Source organism: Actinacidiphila sp. bgisy145, from assembly GCF_057708125.1.
Window position 1 is genome coordinate 106,375 of the sequence record NZ_JBYIRL010000004.1, and the last position, 20,276, is coordinate 126,650.

The following is a 20,276-nucleotide window of genomic DNA, read 5'->3' on the forward strand; positions in this document are numbered from 1 at the left end:
GCAAGTCCGGTTTACCGCCCTTACGAGACGCCGAGAGGAGGCGAGCACAGTGAGCACCTTCACCACCATCACCAAAGTGACCGATCGCCCGGTCGCCGCTGCCGCCTGCTCGCTCGACGTCTCCATGGTCTCGCTGCGCGGCACCGGTCTGTCCCTCGCCTCCGCTCTGCTGCCGGTTCTGCCGCTGCGGGCGCGGAGTGAGCGACCGACCGAGGCGCCCGCGGTAGCGGCGGCGAAGGCACAGGCGACTGCCTATGCCTTTACCTCCGCGGCCGTCGGCGCCGGCGCGATCAGCGCGATCTCCGCTATGCGCGGTGCCAATGGTGCCGATACGGCCATTGTCACCGGCCTGGTGAACGGACAGCAGGAAAAGCAGACGCAGCACGGTAGCTGGGCCTTCCGCGGGCCTGAACCCTGGAGCGATCCAACCTGACAGCGAGTCAGGTCGGCACCCTCTCAGGGCCGCGGAATCCCACACCGGGAACCGCGGCCCTTCTGTTTTCTCCACCCGAGATCGCTGTCTTCGCAGACAGGACAACCGAAGACCGGCCCACCGGCCGAACCGACAGACGAGGAACGAACACCGTGCATTCCGCCCCGCACGACACGTCCGGACTTCAGCCCGACCTGACCGGGACGCCCACCGGCGACCTCACCGACCGCCCGCCTCTCGGCTCCACCGCCGGGAACCCCAGCACAGACCCTCCGGAGAAGACCTTGCTGCCCCTCACCGAGCTCGACGACGAGATCGAGCGACTCGGCGTCCCCGTCCCCTGCCGCACCTACGACCCCGAGGTCTTCTTCGCGGAGTCCCCGGCGGACGTGGAGTACGCCAAGTCCCTCTGCCAGACCTGCCCGGTCCGCGAGGCCTGCCTCGCCGGTGCCAAGGACCGCCGCGAGCCCTGGGGTGTCTGGGGCGGCGAGCTGTTCATCCAGGGTGTCGTGGTGCCCCGCAAGCGGCCGCGTGGCCGTCCGCGCAAGAACGCCGTGGCGGCATGAGCACGCGCGCCGTGTTCCGCGCCCGGCCCGGCACGATCGACCGGCCCCTGACGCACGACCCGAAGCACCGCGACTCCAAGAATCAGGCCCCGATGACAACTCCCCGCACCGATCAGCCCGCACGCACCTCCGACGCCATGGCGTCGACCCAGAACAGGAACCTCGAAATGCAACTCATGCCAGAAGCCCTGGCACGTGCCCATATGCAGGACCGGCTGCGCGAGGCCGAACGCGAACGCAGGTCCCAGCACCTGATCGCCGCCCGCCGCTTCCAGCGCCGCGCCGAACGCGCCTCGCTGCGCGCCCGCCGCGCACTGGCCATGGCGGTCATGCAGTAACGCGCACCACCACCCACGCCCGCGCGCGGGTAGCCGGGATGCAGTAACGGCCCCCCGGCACCTGTGCAACGGCACTGACCACCTACGATCCCGCGGGACCGGCCCGACCAGGGCCGGTCCCGCGGTGCGTTGCCGCGGCGCGGCCCCCTCCCGCGGAGGTACCGTCAACCGGTGGATCACAAACCCGATCAGGCCACGACGGCGACCGGCACAGCGCCCGGCGCGACCACCCGCACCGCATCCGGTACGACCTGCGGCCGCTGCGGCACCGTTGCCGATACCTTTCCGCTGAGCTGGGCCTGCTCCGTCGAGAACGGCCGGCGCCGCTACTTCTGCGACACCTGCGTCCGCCGGCACCTGCGCAGCATCGAAGGACGCCTCGACTCCACCTGGTGGTAGCTCACTCCGGCGGCGCGGTGTCCTTCGGGGCGAACCCGGGCAGCCACTCCGCCAGCTCCGCGCGCAGCCGCACCTGGGCGCCGAGCTGGCACAGCACCCCGACCGTGCTGAGCGTCACCCGGTGGATCAGCAGATACGACGGCGGCAGGTTCAACTGCTTGCCCAACTGGTGGGCCGGCGAGCGCGGATCGGCGATCCGGGCCGCCTGCGCCCGCATCCACGCCCGGTCGAACCGGAACTCCTCCTGCCCGGCCGGCTCGATGATCGGCAGCAGGTAGTCCAGCACCGCCTCCGCGTCGAGCTTGATCGTCGGCTTGACGAACCCCTCCGCGCGCAGCATGCGGTACACCTCGTCCGCGTCGCCCGCCAGCGCCAACCGCAGCGCGGTGCCGATCGGCAGCGGCAGCCCCTCCGGCAGCCGGTCCACGGTGCCGAAGTCCAGCACCCCCAGCCGCCAGCCCTCCGCCGGGCCGTCGTCGGTGAGCAGCCGGAAGTTGCCCGGGTGCGGGTCGGCGTGCAGCAGCCCGGTCCTGGCCGGGCCGGCGAACAGGAAGTGCGCCAGCAACTGCCCGGCCCGGTCCCGCATCTCCTGGCTGCCGTCCGCGATCACCTCCGACAGCGGCACCCCGCCCATCCACTCGGTGACCAGCACCTGGTCCGCCTGGTGCACCACGTCCGGCACCTCGACGTCGGGGTCCCCGGCGAACTCCCGCGCGTGCGCGTGCTGGGCCGCCGCCTCCAGTTCGTAGTCCAGCTCCTCCGCGATCCGCGCCCGCAACTCCGCCAGCAGCGGCTTCACGTCCATCCCCGGCACCAGCGGACCGAACAGGCGTGCCACCCGGCCCAGTTGCGACAGGTCGGACAGCAGCGCGTCCCCGGCCCCCGGATACTGGACCTTCACCGCGACCTGGCGGCCGTCGCTCCACACCGCCCGGTGCACCTGCCCGATCGACGCGGCCGCGGCCGGGGTGTCCTCGAAGGACGTGAACAGCGAGCGCCAGTCCTTGCCGAGCCGCTCGGCCAGCACCCGGTGCACGGTGCGCGCCGGCATCGGCGGCGCCGCCTCCTGGAGCTTGGTGAGCGCCGCCCGGTACGGTCCCGCGACGTCCTCCGGCAGCGCCGACTCGAAGACCGACAGGGCCTGCCCGAACTTCATCGCGCCGCCCTTCAGCTCACCGAGCACCTTGAAGAGCTGCTCCGCGGTGCGCTCCTGCAACTCGGTCGCGACCTCGTCGGCCGGCCGGCCGCCCAGCCGCTTGCCCAGCCCGAGCGTGGCCCGCCCGGCGAAGCCCAGAGGAAGCGCGGCCAGCTTCGCGGTGCGAGTCACCGCCTTGCGCGGAAGATCAGACATGCGCCCCCTCATTTCCCGTCGGTCACATGGCCATTGTGCCTCCCTCCGCCGCCGGCGGACCGTGCCGATCAGCGCCGATCGACCGCGGAACGCCGTCCCGGGCCGCCTCCGCCCCGCCCCGCGGGCCCGCGCAGACCCCGCCCGGCGGGCCCGCACCCGGCTCCGGCCCGGCCTTCGCGACCCCTCCTCCCGCATCCGCTCCGCCCTCCGGCGCGTCGGCGGGCCGGTCCCGCTCCGCCGCCCCGCACCCGCACCGGTCGTCCGGCACCAGCGCCCGCACCCGGGTGGACAGCCGAGCCAGCGACAGCTCCACCCGGGCGCCCGCGCTCGGCGGCAGCCGCCCGTCCAGATAGGCCAGCACATGCGCCGCCGCGAGCCCCGCCACCGCCGTGGCCAGCGCGATGTCGCAGGCCGGCACCGCCGACGGGCGCCCGGACCGCAGCTGCGCCAGCACCCGGGGCAGCGCTGGGTCCCGATCGGCCAGCGCCAGCCCCTGGCACTCGCCGCAGCCGCTCCACCCGGGCAGCACCAGCGGCCCGACCAGTCCGGTGCCCTCCAGCACCCCCGCGTACAGGTGCGGAACGCCCGAGGCCACCAGCCGGCGAGCGTCCTCCACGTCGGGCGCGTACGCGAGCAGGCCCTCCCGCGGGGCGACCACGACGACCGTGCCCGGCGGGCGCGGGCCGGCGTCCGGTCCGGCCCGGCCGTGCCCGCGGGGCATTCCGGGAGCCGCCCGGCGGACCACACCGCGCCCCGCGGCGTCCCGCCGCTCACCCACCTGGTCGGCCGGGAAGCCCGCCGGGCCGATGTCCCAGGGTTCGACCCGACCGGTGTCGGCCACGTCGACCGAGCCGACTCCCGCCGCCGACAGCACCGCCGCCACCGCCGCGCCCACCCGCCCAGCCCCCAGCACCCGCACCCGCGACGCGCGCCGGTGCCGTATCCGCAGCGCGCCCTCGCCCGGGGCCGGGTGCACCACGGACAAGGCGGCCAGGTCCGGGCGCAGCCGGTCCAGCATGTCCGTGCGGTGCCGAAGCGCCCCGGACAGGTCGGCGTGCGCCGAGGCGTCGTCCAGCACGCCGCCCTCCGCCAGCATGCCCAGCAGCCTGCGGACCCGGTCGGGCCCCAGCCCCAGCGCCTCCGCCTCGCGGGCCAGCACGTCGGCGCTGCGTGTGCCGTCCAGCAGCGACAGGAAGCCGGCCGCCGGGCCGTCCACCGGCTCCAGCACCACCGCCCGCTCCGGGTCCACCCCGAACTGCACGCACTCCTGGTCCCGCCAGCTCCTGCGCAGCGCGCTCTTCAACATCAACCGCATGGCTCCGCCCTCTCCACCCGCCGGGCAGGACCGGGCCGACCCGGGCACGCCACCGCGCCCGTCTCCGCAAGCCCGCCCGGACCCACCACGACCGAATCAACCGATCACTCTCGGTGACCGCTGGCTCCACTGTGCCCGAAAGCGCGCTCGACCCGGCGAAAGTTGTCCACAGGCTGTGAGGAATAGTCGTTCAAGATGAGCACAAAACGAGGTGATGAGCGGGGCAACCGGCCTGGAGGCGGGACTTTCGCCGGGTACAGCGGGTAACGTCGAGCTGTGTCCGCTGACCCTGCCCATGACATCGCAGACCAGCCCGCCCGCGGCACCCGGGCGGGCGAGTCCGGCGGGCCGGGCGGGCCGGCCGTGACGGGCCCGGTCGAGGTGCGCCGCAGCGCCCGCCGCCGCCGTACGGTGTCCGCCTACCGGGACGGCGACCGTACGATCGTGCTGCTGCCGGCCCGGATGTCCGCGGCGGAGGAGCAGCGCTGGGTGACGGTGATGCTGGACAAGCTCGCCGCGCAGGAGAGCCGCCGGATGCCCGGCGACGACGAGCTCGCCGCCCGCGCCGCGCGCCTGTCGGAGCAGTACCTGAACGCCCGGGCCGTCCCGGACACCGTGCGCTGGGTCACCAACCAGAACTCCCGCTGGGGCTCCTGCACCCCGGCCGAGGGCAGCATCCGCCTGTCCCACCGGCTCCAGGGCATGCCCGAGTACGTCATCGACTACGTGCTGCTGCACGAGCTCGCGCACCTGCTGGTGCCCGGCCACGGCCCGCGGTTCTGGAAGCTGCTGGAGAACTATCCGCGCACCGAGCGCGCCCGCGGCTTCCTCGAAGGGGTCGTCGCCGCCGAGCGCCTGCCGCACGCGCCCGCCCCGAGCGAGGACTGACACCGCCGGGACCGCACCGGTACCTGGCTGGTACGGGCCGGTGATGGCCGCTTCCGGTGCAAGCGGTTAGCCTGACGCAACGCACCGGGACGCAGGGTGTGTGCACAGCGGCGCGCCGAGCCGGACGACAGGCGGAAATGGGGGAAGTTCGCGCATGGCCAGGGAGTTCCAACGTGGCCACAAGGCCAGGATCAGTGATCTGACCGCGGGCAGGGATCTCTACGTGGGCGTGCAGATCACCGCTCCCGGCCTCACGTTCGACATCAGCTGCTTCGGGCTCGACGCCGACGAGCGGCTTTCGGACGACCGCTACTTCGTGTTCTTCAACCAGCCGAAGTCGCCGGAGGAATCGATCCAGCTGCTGGGCGCGCAGGCCGGGGACACCGAGTCCTTCCGGGTCACCCTCGACAAGGTCCCCGACGCCGTGCGGAAGCTGTCCTTCACCGCCACCATCGACGGCGACGGGCAGATGTCGCAGATCTCGCCCGGCTACATCCGGCTGGTCGCCGGTGGCGAGGAGGTCGCGCGGTACCCCTTCACCGGCGCGGAGTTCAGCACCGAGCGCGCGGTGATGCTCGCCGACGTCTACCTCAAGGACGTGTGGCGCTTCGCCGCGGTCGGCCAGGGCTTCGACGGCGGGCTGGAGGCGCTGCTGCGGAACTTCGGCGGCGAGGTCGCCGAGGACGAGCCAGCCGCCCAGGAACCGCAGGCCGCCCCGGGGTTCGCCCCGCCCGGCGGCGCACCGCCCCCCGCCCCCGGCTTCGCGCCGCCGCCCGGACCCGCCGCGGCCACCCCGCCGCCGCTTCCGGCCCCGGCACCCGCACCGGCACCCGCTCCCGCGCCGACGCCCCCGCCCCTTCCCGCGCCCGCGTTCGGCACCCCGCCGCCCGGGCCCGCCGCGGGCACCCCGCCGCCGCTGCCCGGCGCCGCCGCCCCCTCCATCCACCAGGCGCCCACCATGGTCGGGCCGCTGACCCCGCCGCCGGCCCAGGCACCGCCCTTCGGCCAGGTACCGCCCCCGTCCCCACCGCCCGCCTTCCCCGGCCAGGCCACCCCGCCGCCCTTCCCGGGGCAGCCCGGCCCGCCGGGCCCGCCGACGGGAGCCCCGGGCGGATACGCGGTGCCGCAGACACCCACCCTGGCCGCGGGCATCTCCGTGTCCATGCAGAAGTACCGCGAGCAGCCGACCGGTCGGCGCTGGACGCAGCAGAACCCGAAGATGATGCGCGCCGACCTCGGCCAGGGCGACGGGCAGCCGGTGCTGGCCCGGCAGGGCGCCATGGTGCTCTACCAGGGCAGGGTCGACTTCGGCTACAAGGGCGCGGGCTTCCGCGGCCGAGTCGTCGGCAACATGACCGGCCAGGAGATGCAGCTCATGCGCTGCACCGGCGCCGGCCAGGTCTTCTTCGCGGAGAACGCCTCCTACCTGCACCCGGTGGAGCTGCAGGGCGACGCGATCTGCGTCTCCGCGGAGAACGTGCTCGCCTTCGACGAGGGCCTCCAGCACGAGGTGCGCAGGATCGAGGGCCACGGCATCCCGGGCGGCGCGCTGTTCACCATGCAGTTCCAGGGCACCGGCACCGTGGTCGTCAAGACCCACGGCACCCCGGTGGTCCTGCCGGTCACCCCGACCACCTACGCCGACAGCAACGCGATCGTCGCCTGGTCGGCAGGCTCCCAGGTGATCGTCTCCAGCCAGGTGCGGCTGCGCAGGAGCGCCTACCCCGGGCACAGCGGCGAGACCGTGAACCTCCAGTTCCGCGGCGCCCCCGGCAACTTCATCGTCGTCCAGCCCTACGAGGTGTGACCCGCCATGGACCAGCAGATGATCGCGGGTTACGCCCCCAGGCCGGTCACCGCCCGCATGGAGAACCACGGCTCGTCCATGCTCAAGGTCGCCATGGCCACCGGCCAGGACCTGTACGCCAGGACCGGGTCGATGATCGCCTACGAGGGCTTCATCCAGTACGAGGCGAACCCGCCCGCGGTGCGGCAGATGGCGGCGTCCTGGCTGACCGGTGAGAGCGCGCCGGTGATGAAGTGCAGCGGCGACGGCCTGCTCTACCTGGCCGACTACGGCGCCGACGTGGTCTGCCTCAACCTCGCCGACGAGTCGGTGTCGGTCAACGGCACCAACCTCCTGGCCTTCGACGCCCACCTGCAGTGGGGTGTCGAACGGGTCAAGGGGCTGGCGAAGTTCGCCGGCCAGGGCCTGTTCAACGTGGCGGTGACCGGCACCGGATGGGTCGCGATCACCTCGCGCGGCACCCCGATCGTGGTGGACTGCGGCTCGGGCGCCGACGAGACGTATGTCGACCCGGACGCCCTGGTGGCCTGGTCGTCGGGGCTGAAGATGAAGGCCAAGCGCAGCTTCAAGGCGTCGTCGCTGATCGGGCGGGGCAGCGGCGAGGCGTTCCAGATCGCCTTCTCCGGCCAGGGCTTCGTGGTCGTCCAGCCCAGCGAGGACAGTACCGACCGGCTCCGGGCCCGGGGCTGAGGGGGAGCGAACACATCATGCAGAGCCCGCTTTTCGCCTTCACCGAGGTCCAGAACCAGGACCACTACAGCCTCCAGAACTCCTACCTGCTGCGGGTCCGGCTCGACGGGAACACCGGCCCGGACTGCCTGGCGCGCAAGGGCGCGATGGTCGCCTACCAGGGCATGGTCGAGTTCGACGGGGAGTACCAGCCGCACCACCAGCGTCGCGCCGCGCGGGCGACCGGCGAGGGACTGGACCTGATGCGCTGCTCCGGCCAGGGCACCGTGTACCTCGCGAACCTCGCCCAGCAGATCCACATCCTGGATGTCGACCACGACGGGATCACCGTCGACAGCGCCTACGTCCTGGCCCTGGACTCCGGGCTGCACTGGGACGTCGTCGCGGTCGACAGCCAGTACGGCATGGCCGGTACCGGGCAGTACAACGTCGCGATCGCCGGGCAGGGCAAGGTGGCCCTGATGACCTCGGGCAAGCCGCTGATGCTCCCGGTCACCCCGGAGACGTACGTGTCCTGCGACGCGGACGCGGTCGTCGCCTGGTCGACGTCGCTGCGGGTCCAGATGCAGGCGCAGACGAGCAGTTCGTCGGTCTTCCGGCGGCGCGGCAACACCGGCGAGGGCTGGGAGCTGAACTTCGTCGGCCAGGGCTACGTCCTGGTCCAGCCCAGCGAGATGATGCCGCCGCAGAACGTCGAACTGCACGGGCTGCGCGGCCAGTACGGCATCGGGGCCCAGGGCGGCAACCAGGGCAACGCGTGGGGCGGCCGCTGACGGCTTCGGCCGCGCGAAAACCGTCGCAGCAACAGGTAAGGGGCGCCGTCCCAAGACGGCGCCCCTTACCTTTCGGCTTGCGCCGGCGGCTGCCTACAGCAGCGCCAAGGTGCGCGCCATCAGGGTGCGGACGGAGCGGTCCGGCAGCTCCGCGACCTCGTCGAAGCTGAACCAGCGCAGCGCCAGCGACTCGTCGCTGACCGCCTCGGTGGCACCCGGGGGCGCCACCGCCGCGTACTGCACGTCGAAGTGCCAGGCGCACGGCACCAGGTGGCGGTCGAGGTTCACCGGGCCGGGCACCAGGAGGTCGAGCCCCTGGATGCCGGACTCCTCGGTGCCCTCGCGCAACGCGGCGCCCGACAGCGACAGGTCCTCCGGCTCGCAGTGCCCGCCGGTCTGGAGCCATGTCCTCAGCTTGGCGTGCAGGGTCAGCAGGACATGCTGCCGCTCGGCGTCCAGGATGAGCACGCTGCCGGTGATGTGCCCGTCCTTGCACGGCTTGCCCATGCCGTCCGGGTGGGCGGCCAGGTGCGCGAGGTACGCGTGGCGCAGCTCGTCCTGGCCGGCGTCGGGGGCGTGCCAGTTCTCCAGGACGCCCACCGCGTCCTTGTGCAGGGTGCTCACTTGCCGCTGTCGCCGTCCTCGTCGCCGGAGCCCTCGGCGGGCTTGCCGCCGCCCGCGGAACCGCCGTCCTGGCCCGGTGCGGGCTTCTCCGGCTGCTCGGGGGCCTGGTCGGCGGATTCGCCCGCGGGGCCGGTGGCGCCCTTGTCCAGGCTCGTGGGGGCGCCGCCGGCGGCCTCGCCGAGCAGCTTGTCCAGCTCGGAGAAGTCCAGCGAGTCGCGGTGCACGAAGCCGTCGGGGTCGTCCAGGTCGGCCGCGGTCGGCAGCATGTCCGGGTGTGCCCACAGCCCGTCGCGGCCCTCGGCGCCGCGGGCGTCGGCGAGCGAGGCCCACAGCCGGGCGGCGTCGCGCAGCCGGCGCGGCCGCAGTTCGAGGCCGATCAGGGTGGCGAAGGTCTGCTCGGCCGGCCCGCCGCTCGCCCGGCGGCGGCGCAGGGTCTCCCGCAGCGCGCCCGCGGACGGCAGGTGCGGCGCGGCGGCCTCGTGCACGACCGCGTCCACCCAGCCCTCGACGAGCGCGAGCGCCGTCTCCAGCCGGGCCAGCGCGGCCTTCTGCGCCGGGGTGTCCTCGGGCTGGAACATGCCCTGCTGCAGTGCTTCCTGAAGCTGCTCGGGCTGCGTCGGATCGAGCTGTCCGACCGCCTCCTCCAGGCGGGCGGTGTCGACCTTGATGCCGCGCGCGTATCCCTCGACGGCACCGAACAGGTGGGCGCGCAGCCACGGCACATGGGCGAACAGCCGCTGGTGGGCGGCCTCGCGCAGCGCCAGGTAGAGCCGCACCTCCTCCTGCGGGATGCCCAGCCCGTCGCCGAACGCGGCCACGTTGGCCGGCAGCAGCGCGGCCTTCCCGGACGGGCCGAGCGGCAGCCCGACGTCGGTGGAGCCGACCACCTCGCCGGCCAGGGTGCCGAGCGCCTGCCCGATCTGGGAGCCGAACATCGCGCCGCCCATGGACCGCATCATGCCGAGCAGCGGCCCGGTCATGGCCTGCATCTCCTCGGGCAGCACGTCGCCCATGGCGCCGGCCACCCGCTCGGCGACCGGGTCGACCAGGTCCTTCCACACCGGCAGGGTCGCCTCGACCCACTCGGCGCGGCTCCAGGCCACCGCGGTGCCCGCGCCGGAGGGAAGGGACGTCACGCCGTCGAGCCACAGGTCGGCCAGGCGAATCGCTTCCTGGACCCAGTCGCGGTCGGTGCGGCCGACGGTCGCGTCCTTCACACCGTCCGGGGTGCCCTGGGCGACGGTCTGGCGGGCGATGTCCTTGGCCATGTCCCAGTTCACGGGGCCGCCGTCATAGGAGAGCATCTGGCCGAGCTGCTGGAAGGCCGCGCCCAGGTCACCAGGGTTCATGGAGCCGAACATCGCCGCGAACGGGTTGTCGCCGCCGCCCGCGCCGAAAGGACCGGCGCCGCCGAAGCCGAAGGGGTTCGGCTGGCCGCCCTTGGGCTGCTTGCCCTCGTCCCCGTCCTCGGGCTCCTCGGGAGGGACGCCGAATCCGAATGGGATGTCACTCACGGGATTCCTCGGATCTGTGTCGTGATGGGCTGTGTCGGGGGCCGGTTCGTGGTCGGGCCTGCCCCCCGGCCGTCGCCGGTGCGGCGGAGCAGGAACTCTCGCACACCGGGCCCGGTGTGGTGGGCTCTACCTCCAGCGTAGACACCTGTCCGGCAGGATGGCGCTGTACGTATCTGAGACAACCGTGGGAGACACCCGGTGAGTTCCCCAGAAGCACACGTTCGCCCAGAGCGGAGTCCCGGTCGGGCCGGGTCCGGGCCGGTGGTCGCGATCACTGGCGCGGCTTCCGGGGTGGGGCGCGCGCTGGCCCTGCGGCTCGCCGAGTCCGACCAGGTCAGGAAGGTCGTCGCGATCGACGAGCGGCGCGGCGAGGTGCCCGGGGCGACCTGGCGGGTGCTGGACGTACGCGACCCGGCGATCGCCGAGAAGCTGCGCGGCGCGTCGGTCGTGGTGCACCTGGCGCTCGACCTCGACCTGGAGTCCGACCCGAAGGCCCGCTCGGCGTTCAACGTGCGCGGCACCCAGACCGTGCTCACCGCGGCCGCCGCGGCCGGGGTGCACCGCGTCGTGCTGTGCACCTCGGCGATGGTCTACGGCGCCCAGGCCGACAACGACGTGCCGCTCGCCGAGGACGCGCCGCTGCGCGCCACCTCCGAGGCGAGCTTCGTGGACGACCTGCTGGAGATCGAGCGGCTGGGCCGGCGCGCCCCGCGCGCCCACCCGGGCCTCAATGTGACGATCCTGCGCCCGGCGGTCCTGGTGGGCGACACCGACACCGCGCTGACCCGCTACTTCGAGTCGCCCCGGCTGCTGGTGGTGGCCGGCAGCCGCCCGTGCTGGCAGTTCTGCCACGTCGAGGACCTGGTGTCGGCGCTGGAGTTCGCGGTGCTGGAGAAGGTCGACGGCGAGATGGCGGTCGGCTGCGACGGCTGGCTGGAGCAGGAGGAGATCGAGCAGCTGTCCGGCATCCGCCGCATGGAGCTGCCGGCCGCGGTCGCCTTCGGCGCGGCGTCCCGGCTGCACCGCCTGGGCCTGACCCCCTCGCCCGCCGGGGATCTCGCCTACACCATGCACCCCTGGGTGGTCAGCGGGCGCAAGCTGTACGAGGCGGGGTGGCGGCCCCAGTGGTCCAACGAGGAGGTGCTCGCCGAACTGCTCGCCGAGGTCGAGGGGCGCAACTCCGTCGCAGGGCGCCGCCTGGGCCGCAAGGACGCCACCACCCTCGGCGCCGCGGGCGCGACCGTCGCCCTGATCGGCGCGGCGGCCGTGGTGCGCAGCGCACGCCGCCGCCGCGGACTGTGAGGCAGGATGAAAGGCATGGCACCCGTGTTCGGTACGCCCGGCGAGTCGGCCGGTCCGTCGCAGTCCGCGCCCCTGGGCGGAGTCCTGCCCGCCGTACGGCTCCTCGCGATCCGCGACACGCCCCTGTCGGTCGACGAGGTCCTCGCCGCGGTCGGTGACGACGCCGCGGGCGGCACCGCGCTGTTCGTGGGCACCGTCCGCGACCACGACGGCCGCCCCGACGCCCAGGTGACGGGCCTGTCGTACTCCGCGCACCCCACCGCCGAGGCGGAGCTGCGCCGGGTCGCGGAGAAGGTCGCCGCGGACTTCCCCGTACGGGCGCTCGCGGCCGTGCACCGGGTCGGCGACCTGCGGGTCGGGGACATCGCGGTGGTCGTCGCCGTCGCCTGCGCGCACCGCGGCGAGGCGTTCGCCGCCAGCCGCCGCCTCATCGACGACCTCAAGCGCGAGGTGCCGATCTGGAAGCAGCAGACGTTCTCCGACGGCGAGCAGACCTGGGTCGGCGCGTAGCGCCCCTCGGCACCAGGGGCTCCTGTCGGCCGGGACCACCGGGCACCGCCCGTTAGTGGTAGTTCCGGTTGCGTAACCCCGCGCCCCGGCCGAACGTTGACCTACCGCGTGGTTAATCTGCTCATAGGTCTGATTAACCTCGTTTGGGCCATACGGGATCGGGGAGTTCGCAGTGGCAGCACTCACTTGGTTGCTCATTCCGGTGGCCGCGGCGGTCGCCGCCGCCATCTGGGCCCGCTGGGCCGTCCGCCGGCGCCGCACCGGGGACGGTGCCTCGCTCGCCGGATACGAGCGGTTCCGGCAGGCCATGCAGGCCACCGCGGTGGTGCCGAGCGCGGCCGCCGGCGCCCCTGTGCGCGCGGCCGACAGGGACGTCGTCGTGGACGGAGAAGGGGACTCACCCCGCGGGCCGGTTGTCGGACCGGTCCCGTAGGGTCGGGGCATGTCACGCCGCACCGCGACGCTCCTCGCCTCGACCCTGACGCTGATAGCGCTGCTGTGCGTGGCGCTCGTGACCCCGACGCCGTACGCGGAGATGTCACCCGGGCCGACGGTGAACACCCTGGGCAGCTACGGCGGCGACAAGGTCATCGACATCTCCGGCCACAAGACGTATCCCACCACCGGCAACCTGAACATGACGACGGTGCGCGTCACCGGTGCCGACTACCGGATGAACCTCGTGGAGGCGGTGCTCGGCTGGGCCCGGCACGACGACAAGGTCGTCGAGCACGACACCATCTACCCCCAGGGCCAGACCGCCGAGCAGGCCGACCAGGAGAACGCGGAGGAGTTCAGCCAGTCCCAGGACAGCGCCAAGGTCGCCGCCCTGGCGGAGCTGAAGATCCCCGTGCAGTCCCGGGTGATCGTCTCCAGCGTGGTCAAGGGCGGCGCGGCCGAGGGCCTGCTGCACGCCGGCGACGTGATCAAGGCGGTGGACGGCCACCAGGTCAGCGCGGCCGACCAGGTGGCGACCTTCGTGACCAAGCACTCCCCGGGTGAGAAGACCGTGTTCACCGTGGTCCGGGCCGCCGACGTCAAGAAGAAGTCGCCGCCGGTCCAGCAGGTGACGATCACCACCCGCACCTCCGACGACACCGGCACCAAGCGCGCGGTCGTCGGCATCACGGCGGGCGTGGAGCACCTGTTCCCGTTCACCATCGACATCCGGCTCGCGGACGTCGGCGGCCCCAGCGCGGGCATGATGTTCGCGCTCGGCATCATCGACAAGCTCACCCCGGAGGACCTCACCGGCGGTGCGTTCGTGGCCGGCACCGGCACCATCGACGACAACGGGAACGTCGGCCCGATCGGCGGCATCAGCCTCAAGACGATCGGTGCCCGCGACAAGGGCGCGAAGTACTTCCTCACCCCGGCCGACAACTGCGAGGAGGCCGCCAAGGACATCCCCAGCGGCCTCACCCTGGTCAAGGTGAAGACCCTGGACGACGCCATGGCGGCGCTCAAGGACATCCGCAGCGGCGCCACCTCGAAGCTGCCGAGCTGCAAGAGCTGACCGGCAGGGCGCCGGCCTCCAGGGCACCGGCCGCCGGTGCGGTGGCGCCCTCCCCGGGCCCTACTCCTCGAACGTGGCGCTGAGCGCGTCCGCCAGCCCCGGCACCAGGTCCTTGCCGGTCAGCACCTCCGTCGCGGAGTCCTTCTCGCGCAGCCGCACCGCCGACTCGCGGCTGCCGTCACGCAGCACCCCCACCGTCATCCGCACCTCCTGGCGCTCGGGGTGCGCCGCCACCCAGGCGGTCAGCGCCTTGCCGTCGAGGCCGGCGGGGATCGCCGCCTCCGCCGACGGCGGCAGCATCAGCCGCTCCACGGTGAGCGCGCAGCCCGCGATCACATCCGGCCAGGCGATGGTGGCCAGGAACTCGTCGAGCGCCTGGCCGGCGGGCAACTCGTCCTGCTCGATGGGGGTCAGGCTGGCGTCCGCGGAGTCGGCGTCGGCCAGCCCGAGCTGGTCGGCGAGCGCGGGCTCGCGGCTGCGCAGCTGCGCGGTGTCGACGAGGGCGAACAGCCGCGCGGGCCGGTCCCAGCCGAGGCCCGCCGCATAGGTGTCGATCTCCAGGACGGCGCGGGTCAGGGGGTTCGCCGCGAGCGGCGCACCTTCGGTCGCAGTGTTGGACATGTCAGTATCCTCCCCCTTCTCCGGCCGGAATCGGGAACCGGCCAATGCGTCGAGAAGTTGCACCCTATGGGGGTCCGACCCGGGGCACCCGAGACCAGCGACCAGTTCGAGGTGCGCACCGTGGTATTCGACATGCCGGAACGCGACGCGGGCGGAGGGGCGTTCGCACCTCGCTTCCCCGTCGGCCGCCCGTCGCGCAGAGCACGTGCGCTGCTGGTCACCGCGGGTGTGCTGGCGGTGCTGATGGTCGCGTTCGTGATGTTCGCCGGCTTCTGGACGGACCTGCTGTGGTACCGGTCGGTGCACTACGCGTCGGTGTTCCGCACCCTGGCCGGCACCCGGGCCGCGCTCTTCTGCACCTTCGGGCTGCTGATGGCGCTGGCGGTCGGCGTGAACATGTTCCTGGCGTACCGGCTGCGCCCGCTGCCGGGCGCGATGTCGGCCGAGCAGCAGAACCTCGACCGGTACCGCACCGGGATCGCGCCGTACCGGACCTGGGTGCTGCTCTCCGTCAGCACGGTGGCCGGGCTGCTCGCCGGCGGATCGGCCGCCGCCCACTGGCGGCTGTGGCTGCTGTACGCCAACTCCACGCCGTTCCACACCAAGGACCCGCAGTTCCACAAGGACGTCTCGTTCTACACCTTCGACCTGCCCTGGTACCGCTTCCTGCTGGCCTTCGGCTTCGCCGCCCTGGTGCTGTCCCTGGTGGCCGCCACGCTGGTGCACTACCTGTACGGCGGGCTGCGGATCACCTCCCCGGGCGCGCGGGCCGGCGCCGCCGCCACGGCCCACCTGTCGGTGCTGCTGGGCCTGTTCGTCGCGCTCAAGGCGGTCGCCTACTGGCTGGACCGCTACTCGCTGGCGGTGAAGTCCAGCGGTATCAAGGCCACCGACGACTGGACCGGCCTGCGCTACGTCGACGCCAACGCCTACCTGCCGGCGAAGACGATCATGTTCGGCATCGCGCTGATCTGCGCGCTGCTCTTCTTCACCACGCCCTGGCGCCGCACCTGGACGCTGCCGACCGTCGGCTTCGGCCTGATGCTGCTCTCCGCGATCCTGATCGGCGGCCTGTACCCGGCGATCGTGCAGAAGTTCCAGGTCCAGCCCGACGAGGCGGCCAAGGAAGCGCCGTACATCCAGCACAACATCGACGCCACCCGCGCCGCCTACGGCATCGACGGCACCGTGGAGTCCGACTACAAGGGCACCAGCAAGGCGTCGGACGCCAAGCTGCGCACCGACGCCGGAACCGCCGCCTCCATAAGGGTGCTGGACCCCGACGTCGTCTCCCCGGCCTTCCAGCAGACCCAGCAGTCCGGCAGCTACTACTCCTTCCCCGCCACCCTGGACGTCGACCGGTACACGGTGGACGGCAGGGAGCAGGACACCGTGGTCGGCGTCCGGGAGCTCAACGTGAAGGGCATCCCGGAGAAGAACTGGATCAACGACCACTTCAAGTACACCCACGGCTACGGCGTCGTGACGGCCGAAGGCACCACCGTGACCGGCAACGGCACCGCCGCGGACACCGCGGCCGCCGCGGGCTCCGGTACGGCCGGCGGCGTCGACCTCACCGGGCAGCCGGTCTACACCGAGCAGGGCCTGCCCACCGCTGGGGACCTCGGCTCCTACACCCAGCAGATCTACTTCGGCGAGCAGACCACGCAGTACTCGATCGTCGGCGGCCCCACCAAGGAGCTGGACTACGCCGGCAAGAAGCACGAGGTGACCACCACCTACCGCGGCAAGGGCGGGGTCAGCCTCGACAACCCGGTCACCAGGGCGGCGTACGCGGTGACCTTCGGCGAGCCGAAGATCCTCTACTCGGGGGCCATCGGGCACGGTTCGCAGATCCTGTACGACCGCACCCCCAAGCAGCGCGTCGAGGCGGTCGCGCCCTGGCTGACGGTCGACGGCGACCCGTACCCGGCGGTGGTCGGCAAGCACGTGGTGTGGATAGTCGACGCCTACACCACCACCGACGAGTACCCGTACTCCTCGCGTACGACGCTCGGCGCCGGCGGCGGCCAGGGGTCGGGGCAGCACCAGGTCAACTACGTCCGCAACTCGGTGAAGGCCACCGTGGACGCCTACACCGGCAAGGTGACGCTCTACCAGTGGGACACCCAGGACCCGGTGCTCAAGACCTGGATGAAGGCGTTCCCGCACACAGTGCGGTCCAAGAGCACGATCCCGGCGGGACTCATGGCGCACCTGCGCTACCCCGAGGACCTGTTCACGGTGCAGCGGCAACTGCTCACCCAGTACCACGTCACCAAGGCCGCGCAGTTCTCCACCGGCAGCCAGGTCTGGCAGGTGTCGGGCAACTCCGCGTCGAAGTCGGGCAAGGCGGCGCCGCCGTCCTACCTGAGCCTGGAGATGCCCGGCCAGAGCACGCCGCGCTTCTCGCTCACCTCCACCTTCACCCCCAAGAAACGCGGCACCCTGGCGGCGTTCGTCGCGGTGGACTCCGACGCGACCAGCCCCGACTACGGGACGATACGGCTGCTGGAGACGCCGACGAACGACCCCGTGGAAGGGCCGCGACTGGTGCAGAGCAAGTTCGACTCCGGCTACGCCCAGCAGATCTCCCGGCTGCGCGGCAAGGACTCCACCGTCGAGTACGGCAACCTGCTCACCCTGCCGCTGGACGGCGGGCTGCTGTACGTCGAGCCGGTCTACCTGCGCGGGGCGGACATCGACTACCCGCTGCTGAAGAAGGTGTTCGTCAGCTTCAACGGGCGCACCGCCTTCGACGACACCCTCGACGAGGCGCTGGACGCGGTGTTCGGCACCAGCGATGCGACGCCGGCGCCAACACCGACGACGCCGACAACGCCTACGACATCTACGACGCAGCCGGCCTCTTCGGCGCAGGCCGCCGCGAAGGGCTCCGGCGGCTCCTCCGCGGCTCCCTCGGGCGCGTCGGCGGACCCCGGGGTGGAGGCGGCGCTGACGAAGGCCCAGAAGGCGTACGACGACGCGCAGGCGGCCCTGCGCAAGGACGACTGGACGGCGTACGGCACGGCCCAGCGGCGGCTGGGCAGGGCGCTCCAGGAGGCGCGGCGGGCGGAGGAGGCGGCCGGAGCGGCGGCCGTCAACCCCGCCAAGTCCCCGGCCACGCCTTCGAAGGCGGGCTGATCAGGTGACGTCCCGCGCCGTGGTACGGTTGATCCACAACGACGCGGGGTGGAGCAGCTCGGTAGCTCGCTGGGCTCATAACCCAGAGGTCGCAGGTTCAAATCCTGTCCCCGCTACCAAGGCGGCCTGGGGTCTCAACGGACCTCAGGCCGTTTTTTCATGCCCGCAGGCCGGTTGCCGAGGGCCGCGTCTAGCGGATGGCAACCAGGCGTGCGGTCAAGGAAGTTCGGGTCACTTCACTCATTCGTGTGACCCCGGGTTTACGGTGTTTGGTCTAGCGTCTTGTCGGGAAGTCGATAAAACGCCGAAGTGACCAAGCGGGGTGCGGTATACCAGGTGTACGCCGCTGACAGGTGGTGCAACGATGGGGCTTATGGGGGACGGTGCAGGACTGCTGAACACTCGTCAGAACCGCGAGGAGCGGGAGCCGACGGGCCGTAAGGCCATGACCGTGGCCGGACTGCTGCCGGCGCCCCGCAGCGGCGAGTCCACGGGACAGGACGCGCCCGTACCCGACGACGCCTCGACCGCCGTGCCGCCCCTGCTCACCGAACTGCCCGACGAGGACACCCTCGCGATGCGCGAGGAGGCCGAGATCGAGGCCCGGCACCGGGCCGCCGCCGACGCCGGCGACGCCCGGGCGATGAGCGCGCTGGGCACCCTGCTGCTGCGCCGCGGCGACCTCGACGGGGCGGAGCCCTACCTGCGGGGCGCCGTCCGGGACGGCGACCGCGCCGCCGCCAACAACCTCGCCCTGCTGCTGCACCAGCGCGGGCACGCCGACGAGGCCGCCGGATGGTGGCGGATCGCCGCCGTCGCCGGCTCCGCGCCCGCCGCCCACGCCCTCGGCCGCCACCTGCGCGAGCGCGGCGACGAGCCCGGCGCCGACTACTGGCTGCGCCAGGCCGCCGAGGCCGGCCACGCGCTGGGCGCGTACGCCCTCGCCGACCTGCTCGACCACCAGCGGGACATCGCCGCCGAGCGCTGGTTCCGCGTCGCCGCCGAACAGGGCCACCGCGAGGCCGCCTACCGGCTGGCGCGGATCTGCTCGGTCCGCGGCCAGGAGCGCGAGGCCGAGCAGTGGTACCGGCAGGCCGCCGCCAAGCGGCACCGCCGGGCCGCGCTCCGGCTCGGCACGCTCCTGGAGGAGCGGGGCGAACTCAAGGAGGCCGAGCACTGGTACCTGACGGCCGCGCGCGACGGTGAGGCGCGCGCCGCCTGCGCGCTGGGCTTCCTGCTGCGCGACGCCGGCGACCTCGACCAGGCCGCCACCTGGTGGCGGCGCGCGGCCCAGGCGGGTGAGGGCAACGCGGCGAACGCGCTGGGCGCCCTGCACGCCCAGGAGGGCGAGACGCAGACCGCCGAGCGCTGGTACCGCACCGCCATGGAGGCCGGCGACGTCAACGGCGCGTACAACCTCGGACTGCTCTGCGCCGGCAACGGCCGGGACACGCAGGCCGAGCAGTGGTACCGCAAGGCCGCGTACGCCGGGCACCGCGAGGCGGCCAACGCGGTCGCCGTGCTGCTCCTCCAGCGCGGGGACGCGGCCGGCGCCGAGCCGTGGTTCTCCAAGGCGGCCGAGGCCGGGAGCATCGACGCGGCCTTCAACCTCGGCATCCTGCATGCCTCCCGGGGCGAGGACGCCACCGCGCGGCGCTGGTACGAGCGCGCCGCCGCGGCCGGCCACGCCGAGGCCGCGCTCCAGGTCGCGATCGCCCTCCAGCGCGAGGGCGACCAGCACGCCGCGGAGCGCCACCTGCGCTGCGCGGCCGGCGGCGGCAGCGCCGAGGCGGCCTTCCGGCTCGGCGCGCTGCTCGACGGCCGCGAGGAGGGTGCCGCGGAGTCCGCTGGGGAGGCGGAGGAGTGGCACAAGCGGGCGGCGCGCCAGGGGCACCGCCGCGCCCAGGTGCGGCTCGGGATGGGGGCGGCCAAGCGCGGTGACGTGGTCGAGGCCGCGCACTGGTACCGGCTCGCCGCCGAGGCCGGCTCGCGCAACGGGGCGTTCAACCTCGGGTTGCTGCTGGCGAGGGAGGGGAGCGAGCCCGAGGCCGCGCTGTGGTGGGCCCGTGCGGCCGAGGCGGGGCACGGGCGGGCGGCGCTGCGGATGGCGCTGCTCTCGGCGCGGCGCGGGGATCTGCCCGCCGCGCAGTCCTGGTGTGCCCGGGCGATCGACTGCGGGCCGCCCGAAGTGGCGGAGCGCGCCGCGCGGTTGACGGCGGCGGTCTCCCACGAACTCACCGCGTGAGGAGCCTGAGCGGTCCACCCGGGCTGCCCGCAGCCGCCGGCTCCCGGACCACCTGCCGGCGGGCGGGCTGGTCGCGCCGTTCTGCCCCAGAGCTTCGCCGGGGAGGGGCCCCACGCGCCCCTGGGCCAGGGACGGGTCTTCCGCGGCTGGTGGGTGGGCGCTTCGCGATTCCCTGCCTCGGCGCTTCGCCTGACGACCCCGTCCGTTGGCGGGCCGGGGGGAATGGATTTGGTGGGGTGA

At 73.1% G+C, this 20,276-nt stretch carries 19 protein-coding genes and 1 tRNA gene; 15 read left to right on the forward strand and 5 right to left on the reverse strand.

Annotated elements, in window-relative coordinates; genetic code table 11:
* Positions 1-49: 49 nt before the first annotated feature.
* The 4 genes from AC3ERT_RS05435 (at position 50) to AC3ERT_RS05450 (ending at position 1,736) form a co-directional block, all read left to right on the forward strand.
* Positions 50-433, forward strand: a complete 384-nt coding sequence (locus tag AC3ERT_RS05435; protein WP_335977365.1) for a hypothetical protein — start codon at positions 50-52, stop codon at positions 431-433.
* 152 nt (positions 434-585) lie between these two features.
* A complete protein-coding gene (locus AC3ERT_RS05440) occupies positions 586-999 on the forward strand; it encodes a WhiB family transcriptional regulator (RefSeq protein WP_335977362.1) in 414 nt (137 codons plus the stop codon).
* Entirely contained in the window at positions 996-1,337 is a 342-nt protein-coding gene (locus AC3ERT_RS05445) for a hypothetical protein (RefSeq protein ID WP_335977360.1), read from the forward strand. The genes AC3ERT_RS05440 and AC3ERT_RS05445 overlap by 4 nt, the downstream gene beginning before the upstream one ends.
* Before the next feature lie 171 nt (positions 1,338-1,508).
* Complete coding sequence (locus AC3ERT_RS05450) at positions 1,509-1,736, forward strand: hypothetical protein (protein ID WP_435172949.1); 228 nt, start codon at positions 1,509-1,511, stop codon at positions 1,734-1,736.
* A gap of 1 nt (position 1,737) precedes the next feature.
* Here AC3ERT_RS05450 and AC3ERT_RS05455 read toward each other — a convergent pair whose 3' ends face one another.
* Positions 1,738-3,087: an ABC1 kinase family protein gene (locus AC3ERT_RS05455; protein WP_435125925.1), complete on the reverse strand. Its 1,350-nt coding sequence runs from the start codon at positions 3,085-3,087 to the stop codon at positions 1,738-1,740.
* Positions 3,088-3,109: 22 nt separating this feature from the next.
* Positions 3,110-4,402: a TOMM precursor leader peptide-binding protein gene (locus AC3ERT_RS05460; protein WP_435172951.1), complete on the reverse strand. Its 1,293-nt coding sequence runs from the start codon at positions 4,400-4,402 to the stop codon at positions 3,110-3,112.
* A gap of 276 nt (positions 4,403-4,678) precedes the next feature.
* On the opposite strand from AC3ERT_RS05460, the gene AC3ERT_RS05465 reads away from it, so the two are divergent.
* From AC3ERT_RS05465 to AC3ERT_RS05480, 4 genes are all read left to right on the forward strand, one after another.
* Complete coding sequence (locus tag AC3ERT_RS05465; protein ID WP_435125932.1) at positions 4,679-5,290, forward strand: M48 metallopeptidase family protein; 612 nt, start codon at positions 4,679-4,681, stop codon at positions 5,288-5,290.
* 154 nt (positions 5,291-5,444) lie between these two features.
* Complete coding sequence (locus AC3ERT_RS05470) at positions 5,445-7,097, forward strand: TerD family protein (protein ID WP_435125935.1); 1,653 nt, start codon at positions 5,445-5,447, stop codon at positions 7,095-7,097.
* A gap of 6 nt (positions 7,098-7,103) precedes the next feature.
* Positions 7,104-7,787: an AIM24 family protein gene (locus tag AC3ERT_RS05475; protein ID WP_335977351.1), complete on the forward strand. Its 684-nt coding sequence runs from the start codon at positions 7,104-7,106 to the stop codon at positions 7,785-7,787.
* 17 nt (positions 7,788-7,804) lie between these two features.
* Positions 7,805-8,560, forward strand: a complete 756-nt coding sequence (locus AC3ERT_RS05480) for an AIM24 family protein (RefSeq protein ID WP_335977349.1) — start codon at positions 7,805-7,807, stop codon at positions 8,558-8,560.
* Between the two features lie 93 nt (positions 8,561-8,653).
* Here the strand turns inward: AC3ERT_RS05480 and AC3ERT_RS05485 are convergent, their stop codons facing one another.
* Both AC3ERT_RS05485 and AC3ERT_RS05490 read right to left on the reverse strand, forming a co-directional pair.
* Positions 8,654-9,184, reverse strand: coding sequence for an NUDIX hydrolase (locus tag AC3ERT_RS05485; RefSeq protein WP_335977346.1), 531 nt, complete (start codon positions 9,182-9,184; stop codon positions 8,654-8,656).
* Positions 9,181-10,698, reverse strand: coding sequence for a zinc-dependent metalloprotease (locus AC3ERT_RS05490; RefSeq protein ID WP_435172953.1), 1,518 nt, complete (start codon positions 10,696-10,698; stop codon positions 9,181-9,183). Before AC3ERT_RS05490 ends, AC3ERT_RS05485 begins: the two co-directional genes overlap by 4 nt.
* A 198-nt stretch (positions 10,699-10,896) precedes the next feature.
* Between AC3ERT_RS05490 and AC3ERT_RS05495 the strand changes: the two genes are divergently transcribed.
* The 4 genes from AC3ERT_RS05495 to AC3ERT_RS05510 all read left to right on the forward strand — a co-directional run bounded on the left by AC3ERT_RS05495 (position 10,897) and on the right by AC3ERT_RS05510 (position 14,026).
* Positions 10,897-12,000, forward strand: coding sequence for an SDR family oxidoreductase (locus AC3ERT_RS05495; RefSeq protein ID WP_335977342.1), 1,104 nt, complete (start codon positions 10,897-10,899; stop codon positions 11,998-12,000).
* A gap of 6 nt (positions 12,001-12,006) precedes the next feature.
* Positions 12,007-12,510 (forward strand): molybdenum cofactor biosynthesis protein MoaE, encoded by a 504-nt coding sequence (locus tag AC3ERT_RS05500; protein ID WP_435172955.1) that lies wholly within the window; start codon positions 12,007-12,009, stop codon positions 12,508-12,510.
* 172 nt (positions 12,511-12,682) lie between these two features.
* Positions 12,683-12,943, forward strand: a complete 261-nt coding sequence (locus AC3ERT_RS05505) for a hypothetical protein (RefSeq protein WP_435125945.1) — start codon at positions 12,683-12,685, stop codon at positions 12,941-12,943.
* 9 nt (positions 12,944-12,952) lie between these two features.
* Positions 12,953-14,026, forward strand: coding sequence for a YlbL family protein (locus AC3ERT_RS05510; protein ID WP_435125948.1), 1,074 nt, complete (start codon positions 12,953-12,955; stop codon positions 14,024-14,026).
* 60 nt (positions 14,027-14,086) lie between these two features.
* Here AC3ERT_RS05510 and AC3ERT_RS05515 read toward each other — a convergent pair whose 3' ends face one another.
* Positions 14,087-14,647, reverse strand: a complete 561-nt coding sequence (locus AC3ERT_RS05515; protein ID WP_435172957.1) for a PPA1309 family protein — start codon at positions 14,645-14,647, stop codon at positions 14,087-14,089.
* Between the two features lie 66 nt (positions 14,648-14,713).
* On the opposite strand from AC3ERT_RS05515, the gene AC3ERT_RS05520 reads away from it, so the two are divergent.
* The 3 genes from AC3ERT_RS05520 (at position 14,714) to AC3ERT_RS05530 (ending at position 20,036) form a co-directional block, all read left to right on the forward strand.
* Positions 14,714-17,791 carry a UPF0182 family membrane protein gene (locus AC3ERT_RS05520; protein ID WP_435172958.1) on the forward strand — a complete coding sequence of 1,026 codons (3,078 nt, stop codon included), beginning with the start codon at positions 14,714-14,716 and terminating at the stop codon, positions 17,789-17,791.
* A gap of 42 nt (positions 17,792-17,833) precedes the next feature.
* Positions 17,834-17,910: transfer RNA gene (locus AC3ERT_RS05525), tRNA-Met, on the forward strand.
* A gap of 254 nt (positions 17,911-18,164) precedes the next feature.
* Positions 18,165-20,036, forward strand: a complete 1,872-nt coding sequence (locus tag AC3ERT_RS05530; protein WP_435172961.1) for a tetratricopeptide repeat protein — start codon at positions 18,165-18,167, stop codon at positions 20,034-20,036.
* Positions 20,037-20,276: the final 240 nt, after the last annotated feature.